Source organism: uncultured Flavobacterium sp. (assembly GCF_963925185.1).
GTDB lineage: Bacteria > Bacteroidota > Bacteroidia > Flavobacteriales > Flavobacteriaceae > Flavobacterium.
Window position 1 is genome coordinate 48,984 of sequence record NZ_CAWURC010000025.1, and the last position, 15,357, is coordinate 64,340.

Consider the following 15,357-nt stretch of genomic DNA (forward strand, 5'->3'; position numbering starts at 1 on the left):
AGAAGCTAATATTTATATAGAATATGTCATCAAACAAAAAATACTGGAAAAGTGTTGAAGAACTAGACGAAAATAGTTCTATTGTTGAGGCGCTTAAAAATAACGAATTTGTTGAAGAAATTCCTACGGATGAATTTATAGGAAACAGTGATGCTACATCATTTTCATCAACAACACGTCGTGATTTTTTAAAGTACGTTGGGTTTACTACAGCGGCAGCCACACTTGCAGCCTGTGAAGGTCCCGTACATATGTCGATACCTTACGTAGTACAACCAGAACAAATCATCCCTGGAATTGCAGATTATTATGCAACTTCTGTATTTGATGGTTTTGATTTTGCCAATCTTTTAGTGAAAACACGTGAAGGGCGCCCTATTAAAATTGACAACAATACAATGCCTGGTGCAAAATTTTCGGCAAACGCCAGAATCCATGCATCGATATTGTCATTATATGATAGTATGCGTTTAAAAGAACCAAAAATTGGTGGAAAAAATGCTACTTGGATTGATGTTGATTCAAAAATAAAATCAAGCTTGGCTGATGCCAAAGAAAAAGGAGGACAAGTTGTTCTTTTGACCAATACATTAGCAAGTCCCTCGACTGAAAAGTTGATTGCCGAATTTATTGTCAATAATCCAAACGCAAAACACGTAATTTATGATGCTGTATCTTCTTCTGAAGCTTTAGATGCATTCGAAACGGTTTATGGCGAAAGAGCTTTGGTTGATTATGATTTTTCAAAAGCGTCATTGATAGTTTCTGTAGGTGCAGATTTCCTTGGAGATTGGCAAGGTGGAAGTTATGATTCAGGGTATGCTCAAGGTAGAATTCCAAAAAACGGAAAAATGTCGCGTCATTTCCAATTGGAAGCGAACATGACTTTGTCTGGTGCAGCTGCCGATAAACGTTTAGCAATGTCAACCGCAAATCAAAAACAAGCATTAGTTCATATCTATAATGTAGTCGTTGGGGCTTCGGTTCCGGTGACTTTAGATGCGAAATATAAAGCAGAAGTTGCTAAAGCGGCTCAACAGTTAAAAGCTGCGGGTAGCCAAGGAGTTTTAGTTTCTGGAATTCAAGATACGAATGCGCAATTGTTGGTTTTGGCCATCAACCAAGCATTAGCAAGTGAATCTTTTTCAACTATTGGAACAAGACAAATAAGAAAAGGATCTGGTGAAAAAGTGGCTCAATTAGTTAATGACATGAAAGCAGGAAGCGTTCATACTTTGATTATGAGTGGCGTTAATCCAGTTTATACTTTACCAAATTCAAAAGATTTTGTTGAAGGCTTGAAAAAAGTAAGTCTTTCGGCTTCATTCTCTTTGAGAGAGGATGAAACCGCTTCGATAGCAACTATTGCTGCTGCAGCACCTCACTATTTAGAATCTTGGGGAGATGTTAGTATTACAAGAGGAACGTATGGTTTGACTCAACCTACCATTCGTCCTTTATTCGACACCAAACAATTTCAAGAAGTATTGATGTCTTTGAACGGAAATATTGGAACCTATTACGATTATTTAAAATCAATTTCGTCTTCAATTATTTCAGGATCTACATGGAATCAAGTATTGCACGACGGAATTTTCATTGGAACAATACCATCCGTTTCTGCAAGTTCGGCTAATTATGCTGCTGCTGCAAATGCTTTAGCGCAATCAAAAGCGGCTCCAAGTTTCGAATTAGTTTTATACACTAAAACTGGTTTAGGAGATGGTCAACAAGCGAACAATCCTTGGTTACAAGAATTTCCAGATCCAATCACAAGAGTTTCTTGGGATAATTATGTTACTGTTTCGAGTGCTGATGCAAAGCTTTTGTTAATGTCAAACGAAATCGTGGCAAACGGTGGTTTGAACGGAAGTTATGCTACCATCAAAACTGCTGATGGAGTTGTTTTAGAAAATGTTCCGGTAATTGTTCAGCCAGGACAAGCGGTTGGAACTGTTGGTTTGGCTTTGGGATATGGTAAAAAAGCAGCCTTAAAAGAAGAAATGCAAGTAGGTTTAAATGCTTACTCATTATATAAAGAGTTCAATAATGTACAATCAGTTACATTGACAAAAGTGGATGGAGATCACGAGTTTGCTTGTGTTCAAGGTCAGAAAACATTGATGGGAAGAGGTGATATTATCAAAGAAACTACTTTAGAAATATTTAATACCAAAGATGCAGAATTTTGGAATGTGCAACCAATGGTTTCATTGGATCATAAAGAAGTTAAAGCAACAACGGTAGATTTATGGGATTCATTTGATCGTTCTGTTGGACATCATTTTAATCTTTCCATCGATCTTAATGCTTGTACGGGTTGTGGATCTTGTGTTATTGCTTGCCACGCCGAAAACAATGTTCCTGTAGTAGGTAAATCTGAAATTAGAAGAAGTCGTGATATGCACTGGTTGCGTATTGACAGGTATTATTCTTCTGAAGAAACGTTTGCAGGAGATAACGAGAAAAAAGAAGAATTAGATGGTTTGGATTTGACAGGATTTATTCTTGGAGATGAAGAAACAAAAGGTTCTTTAGGTGGATTTAGAAAAATGGAACACGCATCAGAAAACCCACAAGTTTCTTTTCAGCCTGTGATGTGTCAACATTGTAATCATGCACCTTGTGAAACAGTTTGTCCGGTTGCAGCAACTTCACACGGTCGTCAAGGTCAAAACCAAATGGCTTATAACAGATGTGTTGGTACTCGTTATTGTGCGAACAACTGTCCGTATAAAGTGCGTCGTTTCAACTGGTTTTTATACAGTCAAAATAAAGAATTTGATTTTCATATGAATGATGATTTGGGGCGTATGGTTTTGAATCCAGATGTAGCCGTTCGTTCACGTGGGGTTATGGAAAAATGCTCTATGTGTATTCAAAAAACACAAGCAACTATTTTGGCAGCTAAAAACGAAGGAAGAGAAGTTGTTGACGGAGAATTCCAAACGGCCTGTTCTAGTGCTTGTTCAAATGGAGCAATGGTTTTTGGAGATATAAATGATAAAGAAAGTCAAGTTGCCAAATTGGTAGAAGAGGAAAGAATGTATCATTTGTTAGAGCATATTGGAACAAAACCGAATGTCATCTATCACGTTAAAGTTAGAAATACTTAATAAATTTAAAATCAATTTAAAGGATTATGTCTCATATATACGACGCACCCATTAGAAAACCTTTAATCATAGGTGATAAATCTTATCACGATGTAACAGTAGAAGTTGCAGCGCCTGTCGAAGGCAAAGCTAACAAACAGTGGTGGATTGTATTTTCAATCGCATTGACAGCATTCCTTTGGGGATTAGGCTGTATTGTTTACACTATTTCTACTGGTATTGGAACTTGGGGATTAAATAAAACAGTTGGCTGGGCTTGGGACATTACTAACTTCGTTTGGTGGGTTGGTATTGGTCACGCAGGAACATTAATTTCGGCAGTACTTTTATTATTCCGTCAAAGATGGAGAATGGGTATTAACCGTTCTGCAGAAGCCATGACTATTTTCTCGGTTATACAAGCAGGATTGTTTCCAATTATTCACATGGGTCGACCATGGTTGGCTTTTTGGGTAGTGCCAATTCCGAATCAATTTGGTTCACTTTGGGTTAACTTCAATTCGCCTTTACTTTGGGACGTTTTTGCAATTTCAACGTATCTTTCGGTATCATTAGTTTTTTGGTGGACAGGTTTGTTACCCGATTTTGCAATGCTTAGAGATAGAGCTATAACTCCTTTTAATAAGAGAATTTATTCTATATTGAGTTTTGGATGGAGCGGTAGAGCAAAAGATTGGCAGCGTTTCGAGGAGGTTTCTTTAGTTCTTGCAGGTTTGGCAACACCACTTGTACTTTCTGTTCACACCATAGTATCTATGGACTTTGCTACTTCGGTAATACCAGGATGGCATACAACTATTTTCCCTCCATACTTTGTTGCTGGAGCGGTATTCTCTGGATTTGCAATGGTAAATACTTTGCTTATTATTATGAGAAAAGTTTCTAATCTTGAAGCTTATATTACCGTACAACACATCGAACTGATGAATATTGTAATCATGATTACAGGTTCTATCGTAGGGGTTGCTTATATCACTGAACTTTTTATCGCTTGGTATTCAGGTGTAGAGTACGAACAATATGCATTTCTTAACAGAGCAACCGGACCTTACTGGTGGGCTTATTGGTCAATGATGACTTGTAACGTATTCTCTCCGCAATTTATGTGGTTCAAAAAATTAAGAACTAGTATAATGTTCTCTTTTATAATTTCGATTGTAGTTAATATTGGAATGTGGTTCGAAAGATTTGTAATTATTGTGACTTCGTTACATAGAGATTACCTTCCTTCATCATGGACAATGTTTTCACCAACATTTGTTGACATTGGAATATTCATTGGAACAATAGGCTTCTTCTTTGTGTTGTTTTTGTTGTACGCTAGAACATTCCCTGTAATTGCACAGGCCGAAGTAAAAACAATATTGAAATCAACAGGAGATAATTATATAAAAGCAAGAGCAGTAAATAAAGATTCACACCATGAGTAATAAAGTAATATACGCTATTTATAATGACGATGATATATTAATGGATGCCGTTAAGAAAACGCGCGCTGCTCATCATCATATTGAAGAAGTTTTCACTCCATTTCCAGTACACGGATTGGATAAGGCAATGGGGCTTGCGCCAACAAGATTAGCAATTTGTGCTTTTATCTACGGTTTGTGCGGTTTAGCTTTCGGAACTTGGATGATGAATTATATAATGATTCAAGATTGGCCACAAGACATTGGTGGGAAACCAAGTTTTAGTTATATTCAAAATATGCCGGCTTTTGTGCCAATTATGTTTGAAGAAACCGTATTTTTTGCAGCGCACTTAATGGTTATTACTTTTTATATGAGAAGTAAATTATGGCCTTTCAAAGTAGCTGAAAACCCAGATGTACGTACAACGGATGATCATTTCCTGATGGAAGTTGCAGTAAACAATAACGAAAAAGAACTTGTTACATTTTTCGAAAATACAGGAGCAGTTGAAGTAAAAGTAATTGAAAAGCATTAATAGGGATATGAAAAGCGGATATAAAATAACACTTTTAGTATGTATTACTATTTTAGTTTCGTCTTGTAAAGATGATTCGAAACCAAATTATCAATATATGCCTAATATGTACGAGCCAGTAAGTTATAATACTTACATTGAATCGAGTGCTTTTAAAAATGGTAAAGAAGGACAACTTCCAGCTGAAGGATCTATAAATAGGGGTTTCGAACCTTATGAATATGCCGACACTCCTGAATCTTTAATTGCCGTTAAAGCAGCAAATTTAAAATCACCTCTTGGTACATTATCTGAAAAAGATATGGAAAAAGCAAAAGGTCTTTATGAAGTTTATTGTGCAATTTGTCATGGAAATGCTGGAGATGGTAAAGGAAAATTAGTCACTCAAGGAAAATTCCTAGGTGTTCCTAGCTATAAAGACAGGGTTATAAATGAAGGCAGTATTTTTCATGTAGAAACTTACGGACTTAATTTAATGGGTTCACACGCCAATCAATTGAGTAAAAAAGAACGTTGGTTAGTTGCAGCCTATGTGATTGAACTAAAAAATAAATTATAATTGTAGAACAAACTCATCGTAATAGATATGTATACATTTTCAAGTAAATTAAAAACATTTTCACTAATCTTAATGGCTGTTGGTCTATTAGGAATTGGTTATGGTTTTTTCTCTGCACCCAAAGATATTCAAGAAGTGGAGGCAATTCTTGCTTCTGATGCTCACGGGAGTCATCAAGAAGGTTCTAATTCTTCAACAGAAGCGCACGCTGTTGCTGGAGAAAATAGAGTAAATGCCGAAACGGAACACAAAGAACATTTAGAACATGTTTTGAGTCAACTACAAAACAAACCATGGGCTGCACTATATGTAGCTTGTATTTTCTTTATGTTGATTTCTCTTGGCGTTTTAGCTTTTTATGCTATTCAACAAGTAGCTCAAGCTGGCTGGTCTCCGGTTTTGTTTAGAGTTATGCAAGGAATTACGGCTTATTTGCCTGTAGGATCAGTAATCTTTTTCGTTATTTTAATTCTTTGCGGACTTCATTTTAATCACTTATTTATCTGGTTAGATCCAGAAGTAATCGCTTCTGACAAAATTATTGCAAACAAAGCAGGGTATTTAAATTTCCCTTTTTGGATTGTTAGAGCAGCTATTTTCTTGTTAGGATGGAATGCTTATCGTTATTTTTCAAGAAAAAATTGTTTGGCTCAAGATGAAGCAAATGATGATGGTTTTTACAAAAAGAATTTTAACATTTCAGCGATGTTTTTGGTTTTCTTTATTGTAACAGAATCAATTATGTCATGGGACTGGATTATGTCTATTGATCCTCACTGGTCAAGTACATTGTTTGGGTGGTATGTTTTCGCTAGCTTCTTTGTAAGTGGAATAACTACAATTTGCTTGATTTCTTTGTACTTAAAATCGGAAGGATATTTAGAAAACGTAAATACAAGTCACATTCACGATTTGGCAAAATTCATGTTTGGTTTCAGTGTATTCTGGACGTATTTATGGTTCTCTCAATTTATGTTGATTTGGTATGCTAATATTCCTGAGGAGGTAACTTACTTCGTAACAAGAATTGAACTTTATAATCTTCCATTCTTTGGAGCCGTTGCCATGAATTTCTTGTTTCCTGTTTTGATTTTAATAAACACGGATTTCAAAAGAATCACATGGATATTGATTATGGCGAGTGTCGTAATATTATTTGGTCATTATATTGATTTCTTCAATATGATTATGCCTGGAACTGTTGGAGATAAATGGTTTATCGGAATACCAGAAATAGCATCTGTACTTTTCTTCCTTGGTTTATTTATTTATGTTGTTTTCACAGCATTGACTAAAGCGCCACTTTTGCCAAAGAGAAACCCGTTTATTGAAGAGAGTAAACATTTCCATTATTAATATTTAAAGTAAAATTAGATGACAAGTTTGTTGATAATTATAGTTTTAGTTCTGTTAGCTATTGCATTATGGCAGTTGACTAAGATATTCGATTTGACTCAAGTAGGTGAGAATATTGACGATTCACAAGTAGCGAATGATGAGGACAATAACACTCAAGGTTATTTGATGTTTGGTTTCTTAGCATTTATTTATATTTTTTCAATTTATGGATTGATTGTTTGGGGGCCACTAGTATTGCATACTCCAGCTTCTGCTCATGGTAGTGAAATTGATAATTTAATGAATGTAACCTGGATATTAATCTTTTTAGTTCAAGCTGTAACACAGGTATTATTGCATTATTTTGCCTTTAAATATCGCGGAAAAAAAGAACAAAAAGCAATGTTTTTTTCAGACAGCACCAAACTAGAAGTGATTTGGAGTGGAATTCCAGCTGTTGTTTTAGCGGTTTTAATTCTCTTTGGACTTTATGCCTGGACTAATATTATGTTTGTTGACGAAAGTGAGGAAACAATAGTAGTAGAGGTGCATGCACAACAATTCAAATGGACCGCAAGATATTCAGGCGCAGATAATGTTCTTGGTAAAGCAAACGTTCGATTAATAGAAGGAATTAATACGCTAGGGGTTGATTTATTAGACCCAAATGCTCAAGATGACATTGTAGTTTCTGAATTACACATTCCAAAAGGGAAAAAAATACATTTCAAATTTAGATCGCAAGATGTTTTGCATTCTGCTTATTTTCCTTATTTCAGGGCTCAAATGAACTGTGTTCCAGGAATGGTTACCGAGTTTGCTTTCGAACCTATTTACACTACTGCAGAATATAGAGAGTTGCCTTACATGATTGAAAAAGTAGCTAATATTAATTCAATTAGAGCTAAAAAAAGCATTGAGCTTATTGCAAAAGGAGAAATGGCTTTAGATCCTTATACCTTTGACTATTTATTGCTTTGTAATAAAATATGTGGGGCTTCTCACTACAATATGCAAATGAAAGTAATTGTCGACTCACCAGCCGATTATAAAAAATGGTTAAGTGAACAAACAACTTTAGTTCAAGAAGTAAAAGCAGCTAATACACCTAAGCCATTAGAAGTGACTAAAGAAATAGATTCTGCTAAAACGGAAGAAACTACGGTTATTGCTAAAATTGCAATGAAATAATTATTTAAGAAAAATTTAAAGTACAAATATATGTCAGCAGAAGTTCACGATAACGAACACGAACACGAACACCATCATAAAGACACTTTCATTACTAAATATATTTTTAGTATTGATCATAAAATGATAGCCAAACAATATCTTTTAACAGGTATTTTTATGGGAATTATTGGTGTAGCTATTTCATTGCTTTTTAGATTGCAATTAGCTTGGCCAGAGCAATCTTTTAAAATTTTCAGTATTGTTCTTGGCGATAGTTATGCTCCAAATGGTGTAATGTTGAATGATAGGTATTTGGCATTGGTAACTATTCATGGAACTATAATGGTATTCTTTGTTCTAACCGCCGCATTGAGTGGTACGTTTAGTAATTTATTGATCCCACTTCAACTTGGTGCTAGAGATATGGCATCTGGATTTTTGAATATGGTTTCGTATTGGCTTTTTTTCCTTTCTAGTATAATTATGGTTAGTTCTCTTTTTGTAGAATCAGGACCTGCATCAGCTGGTTGGACGATATATCCACCTTTAAGCGCATTACCACAAGCAATTCCTGGTTCTGGAGCAGGTATGACACTTTGGTTGGTTTCAATGGCTATATTTATTGCAGCGTCTTTAATGGGTTCATTAAACTATATTGTGACTGTTATTAACCTAAGAACAAAAGGAATGTCATTTACCAGAATGCCACTTACAATTTGGGCTTTCTTTGTTACTGCCATTATCGGTGTAATTTCTTTCCCTGTTTTATTGTCAGCTGCTTTATTGTTGATTTTTGACAGAAGTTTTGGGACTTCATTCTTCTTGTCTGATATTTATATTGCAGGTGAAGTTTTGCATTATCAAGGAGGTTCACCTGTTTTGTTTGAACACTTATTCTGGTTCTTGGGACATCCTGAAGTTTATATAATTTTGTTGCCAGCTTTAGGTATTACATCTGAAGTTATAGCAACTAATTCACGTAAACCAATTTTCGGATATAGAGCGATGATTATGTCCATTTTGGCAATTGCATTTTTATCGACAATTGTTTGGGGTCATCATATGTTTATTTCGGGGATGAATCCATTTCTGGGATCTGTATTCACATTTACCACTTTATTGATTGCGATTCCTTCAGCAGTAAAAGCTTTTAACTATATCACGACACTTTGGAAAGGAAACTTGCAATTGAATCCAGCAATGTTGTTTTCTATTGGACTGGTATCAACATTTATCACTGGTGGTTTAACAGGAATTATTCTTGGCGACAGTACTCTTGATATAAATGTTCACGATACTTATTTTGTAGTGGCACACTTTCACTTGGTAATGGGTATTTCTGCTCTTTACGGAATGTTTGCTGGAATTTATCACTGGTTTCCAAAAATGTTCGGAAGAATGTTGAATAAAAACCTTGGATATATTCACTTTTGGGTAACTGCAGTTTGTGCTTATGGTGTATTTTTTCCAATGCACTTTATTGGGTTAGCTGGATTACCAAGACGTTATTATACCAACACGAACTTTCCTTTATTTGATGATTTGCAAAATGTCAATGTTTTGATAACCGTTTTTGCCTTAATTGGTGGTGCTTTCCAATTAGTGTTCTTGTACAATTTTTTCAGTAGTATTTTTTACGGAAAAAGAACAGTTCAAAATCCTTGGAGATCAAACACTTTAGAATGGACAGCTCCAATAGAACATATTCACGGAAACTGGCCAGGAGAAATTCCTGAAGTTCACCGTTGGCCTTATGATTATAGCAATCCAGCTCACGACGAGGATTTTGTACCACAAAACGTTCCAATGAAAGAAGGAGAAGAAGTATTACATCATTAATAAAAAACAATAAATTATAAAAATGCCTTTCTTAATCGGAAGGCATTTTATTTTAAATATAACTTTGTTATATATTTGTAGAATGAATGAAAATTTAGACCCAACAAACGAAGGGTACAATCCCGAAGAACTTGATCTCGAAAAAAAATTAAGACCGCTTACTTTTGATGATTTTGCAGGCCAGGAACAAATTTTAGAAAATCTTAAGGTTTTTGTTCAGGCGGCAAATCAAAGAAATGAAGCACTTGATCACACCCTTTTTCACGGACCTCCGGGATTAGGAAAGACAACTTTGGCTAATATTCTTGCCAATGAACTCCAAGTTGGAATCAAAATTACTTCAGGACCAGTTCTCGACAAACCAGGAGATTTAGCCGGTTTATTAACGAATCTCGAAGAAAGGGATGTTCTGTTTATTGATGAAATTCATCGGTTAAGTCCAATTGTTGAAGAATATTTATATTCGGCAATGGAAGACTTCAAGATTGACATTATGATTGAATCGGGACCCAATGCCAGAACCGTTCAAATCAATTTGAATCCGTTTACATTAATTGGAGCAACCACGCGTTCTGGTTTGTTAACAGCGCCAATGCGTGCCCGTTTCGGAATTTCATCACGATTGCAATATTACACTACCGAACTTTTAACGACTATAGTTGAACGAAGTGCTACGATTTTAAAAATGCCCATTTCTATGCAAGCCGCTATCGAAATTGCAGGTCGAAGTCGTGGCACACCTCGTATTGCCAATGCTTTATTGCGCCGAGTTCGTGACTTTGCACAAATTAAAGGAAACGGAACAATCGACATTGAAATTGCTCGTTATGCGCTAAAAGCGTTGAATGTTGATGCTCATGGTTTGGATGAAATGGACAATAAAATTCTGAACACAATTATCGATAAATTTAAAGGAGGGCCAGTTGGTTTATCCACTTTAGCGACAGCCGTATCCGAAAGCAGCGAAACAATCGAGGAAGTTTATGAGCCATTTCTAATTCAAGAAGGCTTCATTATGAGAACGCCACGAGGTCGGGAAGTTACTGAAAAAGCATATAAACATCTAGGTAAAGTTAAATTGAATACTCAAGGAGGACTTTTTTAAAATAAAAATTTCAATAGTAATTCACAAACCTATAACTCAAAAATCAAAATATTCCCAATTTATAAAATCCGAAGCCAAACGCCTCGGGTTTTTGTCTTGTGGTATATCCAAAGCAGATTTTTTAGAAGAAGAAGCACCAAGATTAGAAAATTGGCTAAACAAAAACCAACACGGGCAAATGTCCTATATGGAAAATAATTTTGACAAACGACTCAATCCAACTTTGTTAGTTGATGATGCTAAAAGCGTCGTTTCCCTTTTGCTTAATTATTTCCCAGAAAAAAATCAAATAGAAAACACGTATAAAATTTCAAAATACGCATACGGGCAAGATTACCATTCTGTGATTAAGGAAAAACTTAAGGAATTATTGGCTTCAATTCAAGATTACATTGGTGAAGTTTCAGGAAGAGCATTTGTAGATTCGGCGCCAGTTCTTGATAAAGCTTGGGCGGCAAAAAGCGGTTTGGGTTGGATAGGAAAAAATAGTAATTTATTGACCCAGAAAGTTGGTTCTTTCTACTTTATCGCTGAATTGGTTATAGATTTGGATTTAGAATATGATCGCGCCACAACAGATCACTGTGGTTCTTGCACCGCTTGCATTGATGCTTGTCCAACGGAAGCTATCGTTTCGCCTTATGTCGTTGACGGAAGTAAATGTATTTCTTATTTTACCATTGAACTCAAGGAAAATATTCCAACGGATATGAAAGGAAAATTTAATGATTGGGCTTTTGGTTGCGATGTTTGCCAAGATGTTTGCCCTTGGAATAAATTTTCTAAACCACATAAAGAGCCTCTTTTTAATCCAAATTTAGAGGTGCTTTCCATGTCTAAAAAAGATTGGACAGAGATAACCGAAGATACCTTTAAGGCGGTGTTTAAAAATTCTCCCATAAAAAGAGCTAAGTTCGAAGGCTTGAAAAGGAATATTGAATTTTTGAAATAAAACAACGTTATTTTTGTCTGAATGGTTTTGTAATCTGAAAAAACAATAAAAACCATGTCTTTTAAAAAACCTTTGTTTATGAAATTATAGATGAAGAGGCAATTACAGTAAAGCCATCTGATAATTTAGATTAATGTATTGGAGTTGTATCCATAAGTCACCTAGTGAAATGATAATCCAAATCTAAAAATTAAAGATTTGAATTTTAACTATTTCACAATAAAACACACAAAGCAATCAATTGTCTCGAATAGCTGCTTTTTATGAGGCTTTTTTTTTAAATAGCACAACATTTTTTGTAAATGAATAATATAAAAGCTTCCTTTTTAAGACAAGTCCTATATCTTTGTATGACTAAATAAATTTAATGTAATGGACAAAAACAGTAAAAGAAGAGAAGCGTTATTATATCATGCAAAACCAACTCCTGGAAAAATCCAAGTAGTTCCTACTAAGAAATATGCCACCCAAAGAGACTTGTCTTTAGCCTATTCGCCAGGCGTAGCTGAACCTTGCCTCGAAATCGCAAAAGACGTAAATAACGTATATAAATATACTGCAAAAGGCAATCTGGTTGCGGTAATTACAAATGGAACAGCCGTTTTAGGACTTGGAGACATCGGTCCCGAAGCTTCAAAGCCAGTAATGGAAGGCAAAGGATTGTTGTTTAAAATATTTGCCGGAATTGACGTATTCGACATTGAAATAGGAACTAAAAATATTGAAGAATTTATACAAACTGTCAAAAATATAGCGCCAACTTTTGGAGGGATTAATCTTGAAGATATCAAGGCGCCAGAATCTTTCGAAATAGAGAGGCGATTAGTCGAAGAATTAAATATTCCGGTAATGCACGATGATCAGCACGGAACGGCCATCATATCATCTGCGGCACTAATAAATGCTTTAGAACTAGCCAACAAAAAACCCAAAGATTTAAAAATGGTGGTTTCAGGCGCGGGTTCAGCGGCTCTAGCTTGTGCTAATATGTATATTTTGCTGGGGCTTAAACTAGAAAATATTTTGATGTTTAATAGTAAAGGTGTTTTAACAAAAGACAATCCTTCATTATCTGTTTTGCAACAAAAATATGCAACTGACAAAAAACCTATGAGTCTTGAAGAGGCATTAGTTGGCGCAGATATTTTCTTAGGATTGTCCTCTGGAGATATTATGACTCCAAAAATGTTATTGGGAATGGCAAAAAATCCAATCGTTTTCGCAATGGCAAATCCAATTCCGGAAATTGATTATAACCTTGCAATTGCTACTCGAAAAGACATTATAATGGCGACTGGACGATCAGATCATCCTAACCAAGTTAATAATGTTCTCGGTTTCCCGTATATTTTTAGAGGAGCATTAGATGTTCGCGCTACAAAAATTAACGAAGAAATGAAAATGGCTGCCGTTAGAGCACTCGCCGCTCTGGCCAAAGAACATGTTCCGGAGCAGGTGAATATTGCCTATGGCGCCACTAAATTAACTTTTGGCCGTGACTATATAATTCCATCTCCTTTTGATCCACGATTGATAACTGTCGTTGCGCCAGCAGTGGCAAAAGCAGCAATGGATTCAGGTGTTGCCCTAAATCCAATCCTCGATTGGAATAAATATGAGGAAGAACTTTTAGACCGAATGGGCAATGAAAATAAAATGGTTCGATTGATTACCAATAGAGCCAAAATGAATCCTAAAAAAATTGTTTTTTCTGAGGCGGATCAACTAGACGTTCTTAAGGCAGCACAAATTGTATTTGAAGAAGGTATTGGTTTCCCAATTTTATTAGGAAAAAAAGAAATTATTTTGGAATTAAAAAAGGAACTTGGTTTTGAGGCTGATGTCCAAATTATTGACCCCAAAATTGATGATGAGGAGTCAAGAAGAAATAAATTTGCCAAAGCATATTGGAAAACGAGACAAAGAAGAGGAATTTCTTTCTACGACGCCCAAAGTTTAATGCGAGAAAGAAATTATTTTGCCGCAATGATGGTCAATGAAGGAGAAGCAGATGGATTAGTCACAGGGTATTCCCGGAGTTACTCCTCGGTGGTAAAACCTATGTTGCAACTTATAGACAAAGCGCCAGGAGTTTCTCTTATTGCAACTACAAATATTATGATGACGAATCGTGGTCCAATGTTTTTATCAGACACAGCTATAAATATAAATCCATCGGCAGATGATTTGGCTAAAATTGCGATAATGACAGCAAATACAGCCAAAATGTTTGGTTTTGAACCGGTAATTGCAATGGTGTCATTTTCGAATTTTGGTTCTTCTACTAATGAGAATGCAGCAAAAGTGAGAGAAGCAGTTTCTTATTTGCATAAAAATCATCCAGACTTGATTATTGACGGTGAAATTCAAGCCGATTTTGCTTTAAATCCTGAAATGTTGAAAGCTAAATTTCCCTTTTCTAAATTAGCTGGAAAAAAAGTAAATATCTTGATTTTCCCTAATCTTGACACAGCAAACATTACCTATAAACTCCTAAAGGAATTAAATAAAGTCGATTCAATCGGGCCAATTATGTTGGGAATGGGAAAACCGGTTCATATATTTCAACTTGGTGCCAGCGTTGAAGAAATGGTGAATATGGCTGCAATTGCGGTTATTGATGCTCAGGAAAAAGAGAAGAAAAAAAACAAAAGGTAAAATAATTTTTGGACAATAATGGTACTTATATAAATTTGATGAAAATTTATATAAGTTTTGTTATATTTGGAAACATATAACTTATATATGATAGCACATTTACAGGGAAAATTAGTTGAAAAATCTCCAACACAAGTTATTATTGACTGTGGGGGTGTTGGTTATCATGTAAACATTTCGCTACATACTTACTCCTTGCTTCCTACAACCGATTTTATAAAATTGTTCACACATCTTCAAATAAAGGAAGACGCCCACACTTTATTTGGTTTTGTTGAAAAATCAGAAAGAGAAATTTTCAAAATGTTATTGTCTGTTTCGGGTATTGGAGCCAGCATCGCAAGAACAATGTTGTCCTCATTGGATCCAAAACAGATTACGAATGCTATTGCATCTGGTGATGTGGTCACAATTCAATCGATCAAGGGAATTGGTAGTAAAACTGCCCAAAGGGTAATACTTGATTTGAAGGACAAAGTTTTAAAACTTTACGATCTAGACGAAGTTTCGATGTCACAAAACAATACAAATAGAGATGAGGCGTTATCTGCTTTGGAGGTTTTGGGTTTTGTTCGAAAAGCTTCGGAAAGGATAGTCGAAAAAATTATAAAAGAAAATCCGGAAAGTTCAGTTGAATATATTATTAAGCAAGCTTTAAAAAACTTATAAA

At 35.3% G+C, this 15,357-nt stretch carries 11 protein-coding genes; all 11 read left to right on the plus strand.

Annotation, left to right across the window (positions count from 1 at the left end; translation table 11 throughout):
• Positions 1 to 23 precede the first annotated feature (23 nt).
• The 11 genes from AABM59_RS05645 (at position 24) to ruvA (ending at position 15,356) form a co-directional block, all read left to right on the plus strand.
• On the plus strand, positions 24 to 3,116 hold the full coding sequence (locus AABM59_RS05645) for a TAT-variant-translocated molybdopterin oxidoreductase (protein ID WP_338408005.1): 3,093 nt from the start codon (positions 24 to 26) through the stop codon (positions 3,114 to 3,116).
• Between the two features lie 26 nt (positions 3,117 to 3,142).
• Positions 3,143 to 4,546: an NrfD/PsrC family molybdoenzyme membrane anchor subunit gene (gene nrfD / locus AABM59_RS05650; protein WP_338408006.1), complete on the plus strand. Its 1,404-nt coding sequence runs from the start codon at positions 3,143 to 3,145 to the stop codon at positions 4,544 to 4,546.
• Entirely contained in the window at positions 4,539 to 5,063 is a 525-nt protein-coding gene (locus AABM59_RS05655) for a DUF3341 domain-containing protein (protein WP_338408007.1), read from the plus strand. Before nrfD ends, AABM59_RS05655 begins: the two co-directional genes overlap by 8 nt.
• A 7-nt stretch (positions 5,064 to 5,070) precedes the next feature.
• Positions 5,071 to 5,622: a cytochrome c gene (locus AABM59_RS05660; protein ID WP_338408008.1), complete on the plus strand. Its 552-nt coding sequence runs from the start codon at positions 5,071 to 5,073 to the stop codon at positions 5,620 to 5,622.
• Positions 5,623 to 5,649: 27 nt separating this feature from the next.
• Positions 5,650 to 6,978 carry a quinol:cytochrome C oxidoreductase gene (locus tag AABM59_RS05665; RefSeq protein ID WP_338408009.1) on the plus strand — a complete coding sequence of 443 codons (1,329 nt, stop codon included), beginning with the start codon at positions 5,650 to 5,652 and terminating at the stop codon, positions 6,976 to 6,978.
• Between the two features lie 18 nt (positions 6,979 to 6,996).
• Positions 6,997 to 8,151, plus strand: a complete 1,155-nt coding sequence (locus tag AABM59_RS05670; RefSeq protein WP_338408010.1) for a cytochrome c oxidase subunit II — start codon at positions 6,997 to 6,999, stop codon at positions 8,149 to 8,151.
• A 30-nt stretch (positions 8,152 to 8,181) separates the two neighbouring features.
• The gene (locus AABM59_RS05675) at positions 8,182 to 9,972 is read left to right on the plus strand and encodes a cbb3-type cytochrome c oxidase subunit I (protein WP_338408011.1); all 1,791 of its coding nucleotides are present in this window, start codon (positions 8,182 to 8,184) and stop codon (positions 9,970 to 9,972) included.
• A gap of 82 nt (positions 9,973 to 10,054) precedes the next feature.
• The gene (ruvB, locus tag AABM59_RS05680; RefSeq protein WP_338408012.1) at positions 10,055 to 11,077 is read left to right on the plus strand and encodes a Holliday junction branch migration DNA helicase RuvB; all 1,023 of its coding nucleotides are present in this window, start codon (positions 10,055 to 10,057) and stop codon (positions 11,075 to 11,077) included.
• A gap of 31 nt (positions 11,078 to 11,108) precedes the next feature.
• A complete protein-coding gene (gene queG, locus AABM59_RS05685) occupies positions 11,109 to 12,029 on the plus strand; it encodes a tRNA epoxyqueuosine(34) reductase QueG (RefSeq protein WP_338408063.1) in 921 nt (306 codons plus the stop codon).
• A gap of 372 nt (positions 12,030 to 12,401) precedes the next feature.
• Positions 12,402 to 14,687: an NADP-dependent malic enzyme gene (locus AABM59_RS05690; RefSeq protein WP_338408013.1), complete on the plus strand. Its 2,286-nt coding sequence runs from the start codon at positions 12,402 to 12,404 to the stop codon at positions 14,685 to 14,687.
• Between the two features lie 87 nt (positions 14,688 to 14,774).
• Positions 14,775 to 15,356, plus strand: coding sequence for a Holliday junction branch migration protein RuvA (gene ruvA / locus AABM59_RS05695; protein WP_338408014.1), 582 nt, complete (start codon positions 14,775 to 14,777; stop codon positions 15,354 to 15,356).
• Position 15,357: the final 1 nt, after the last annotated feature.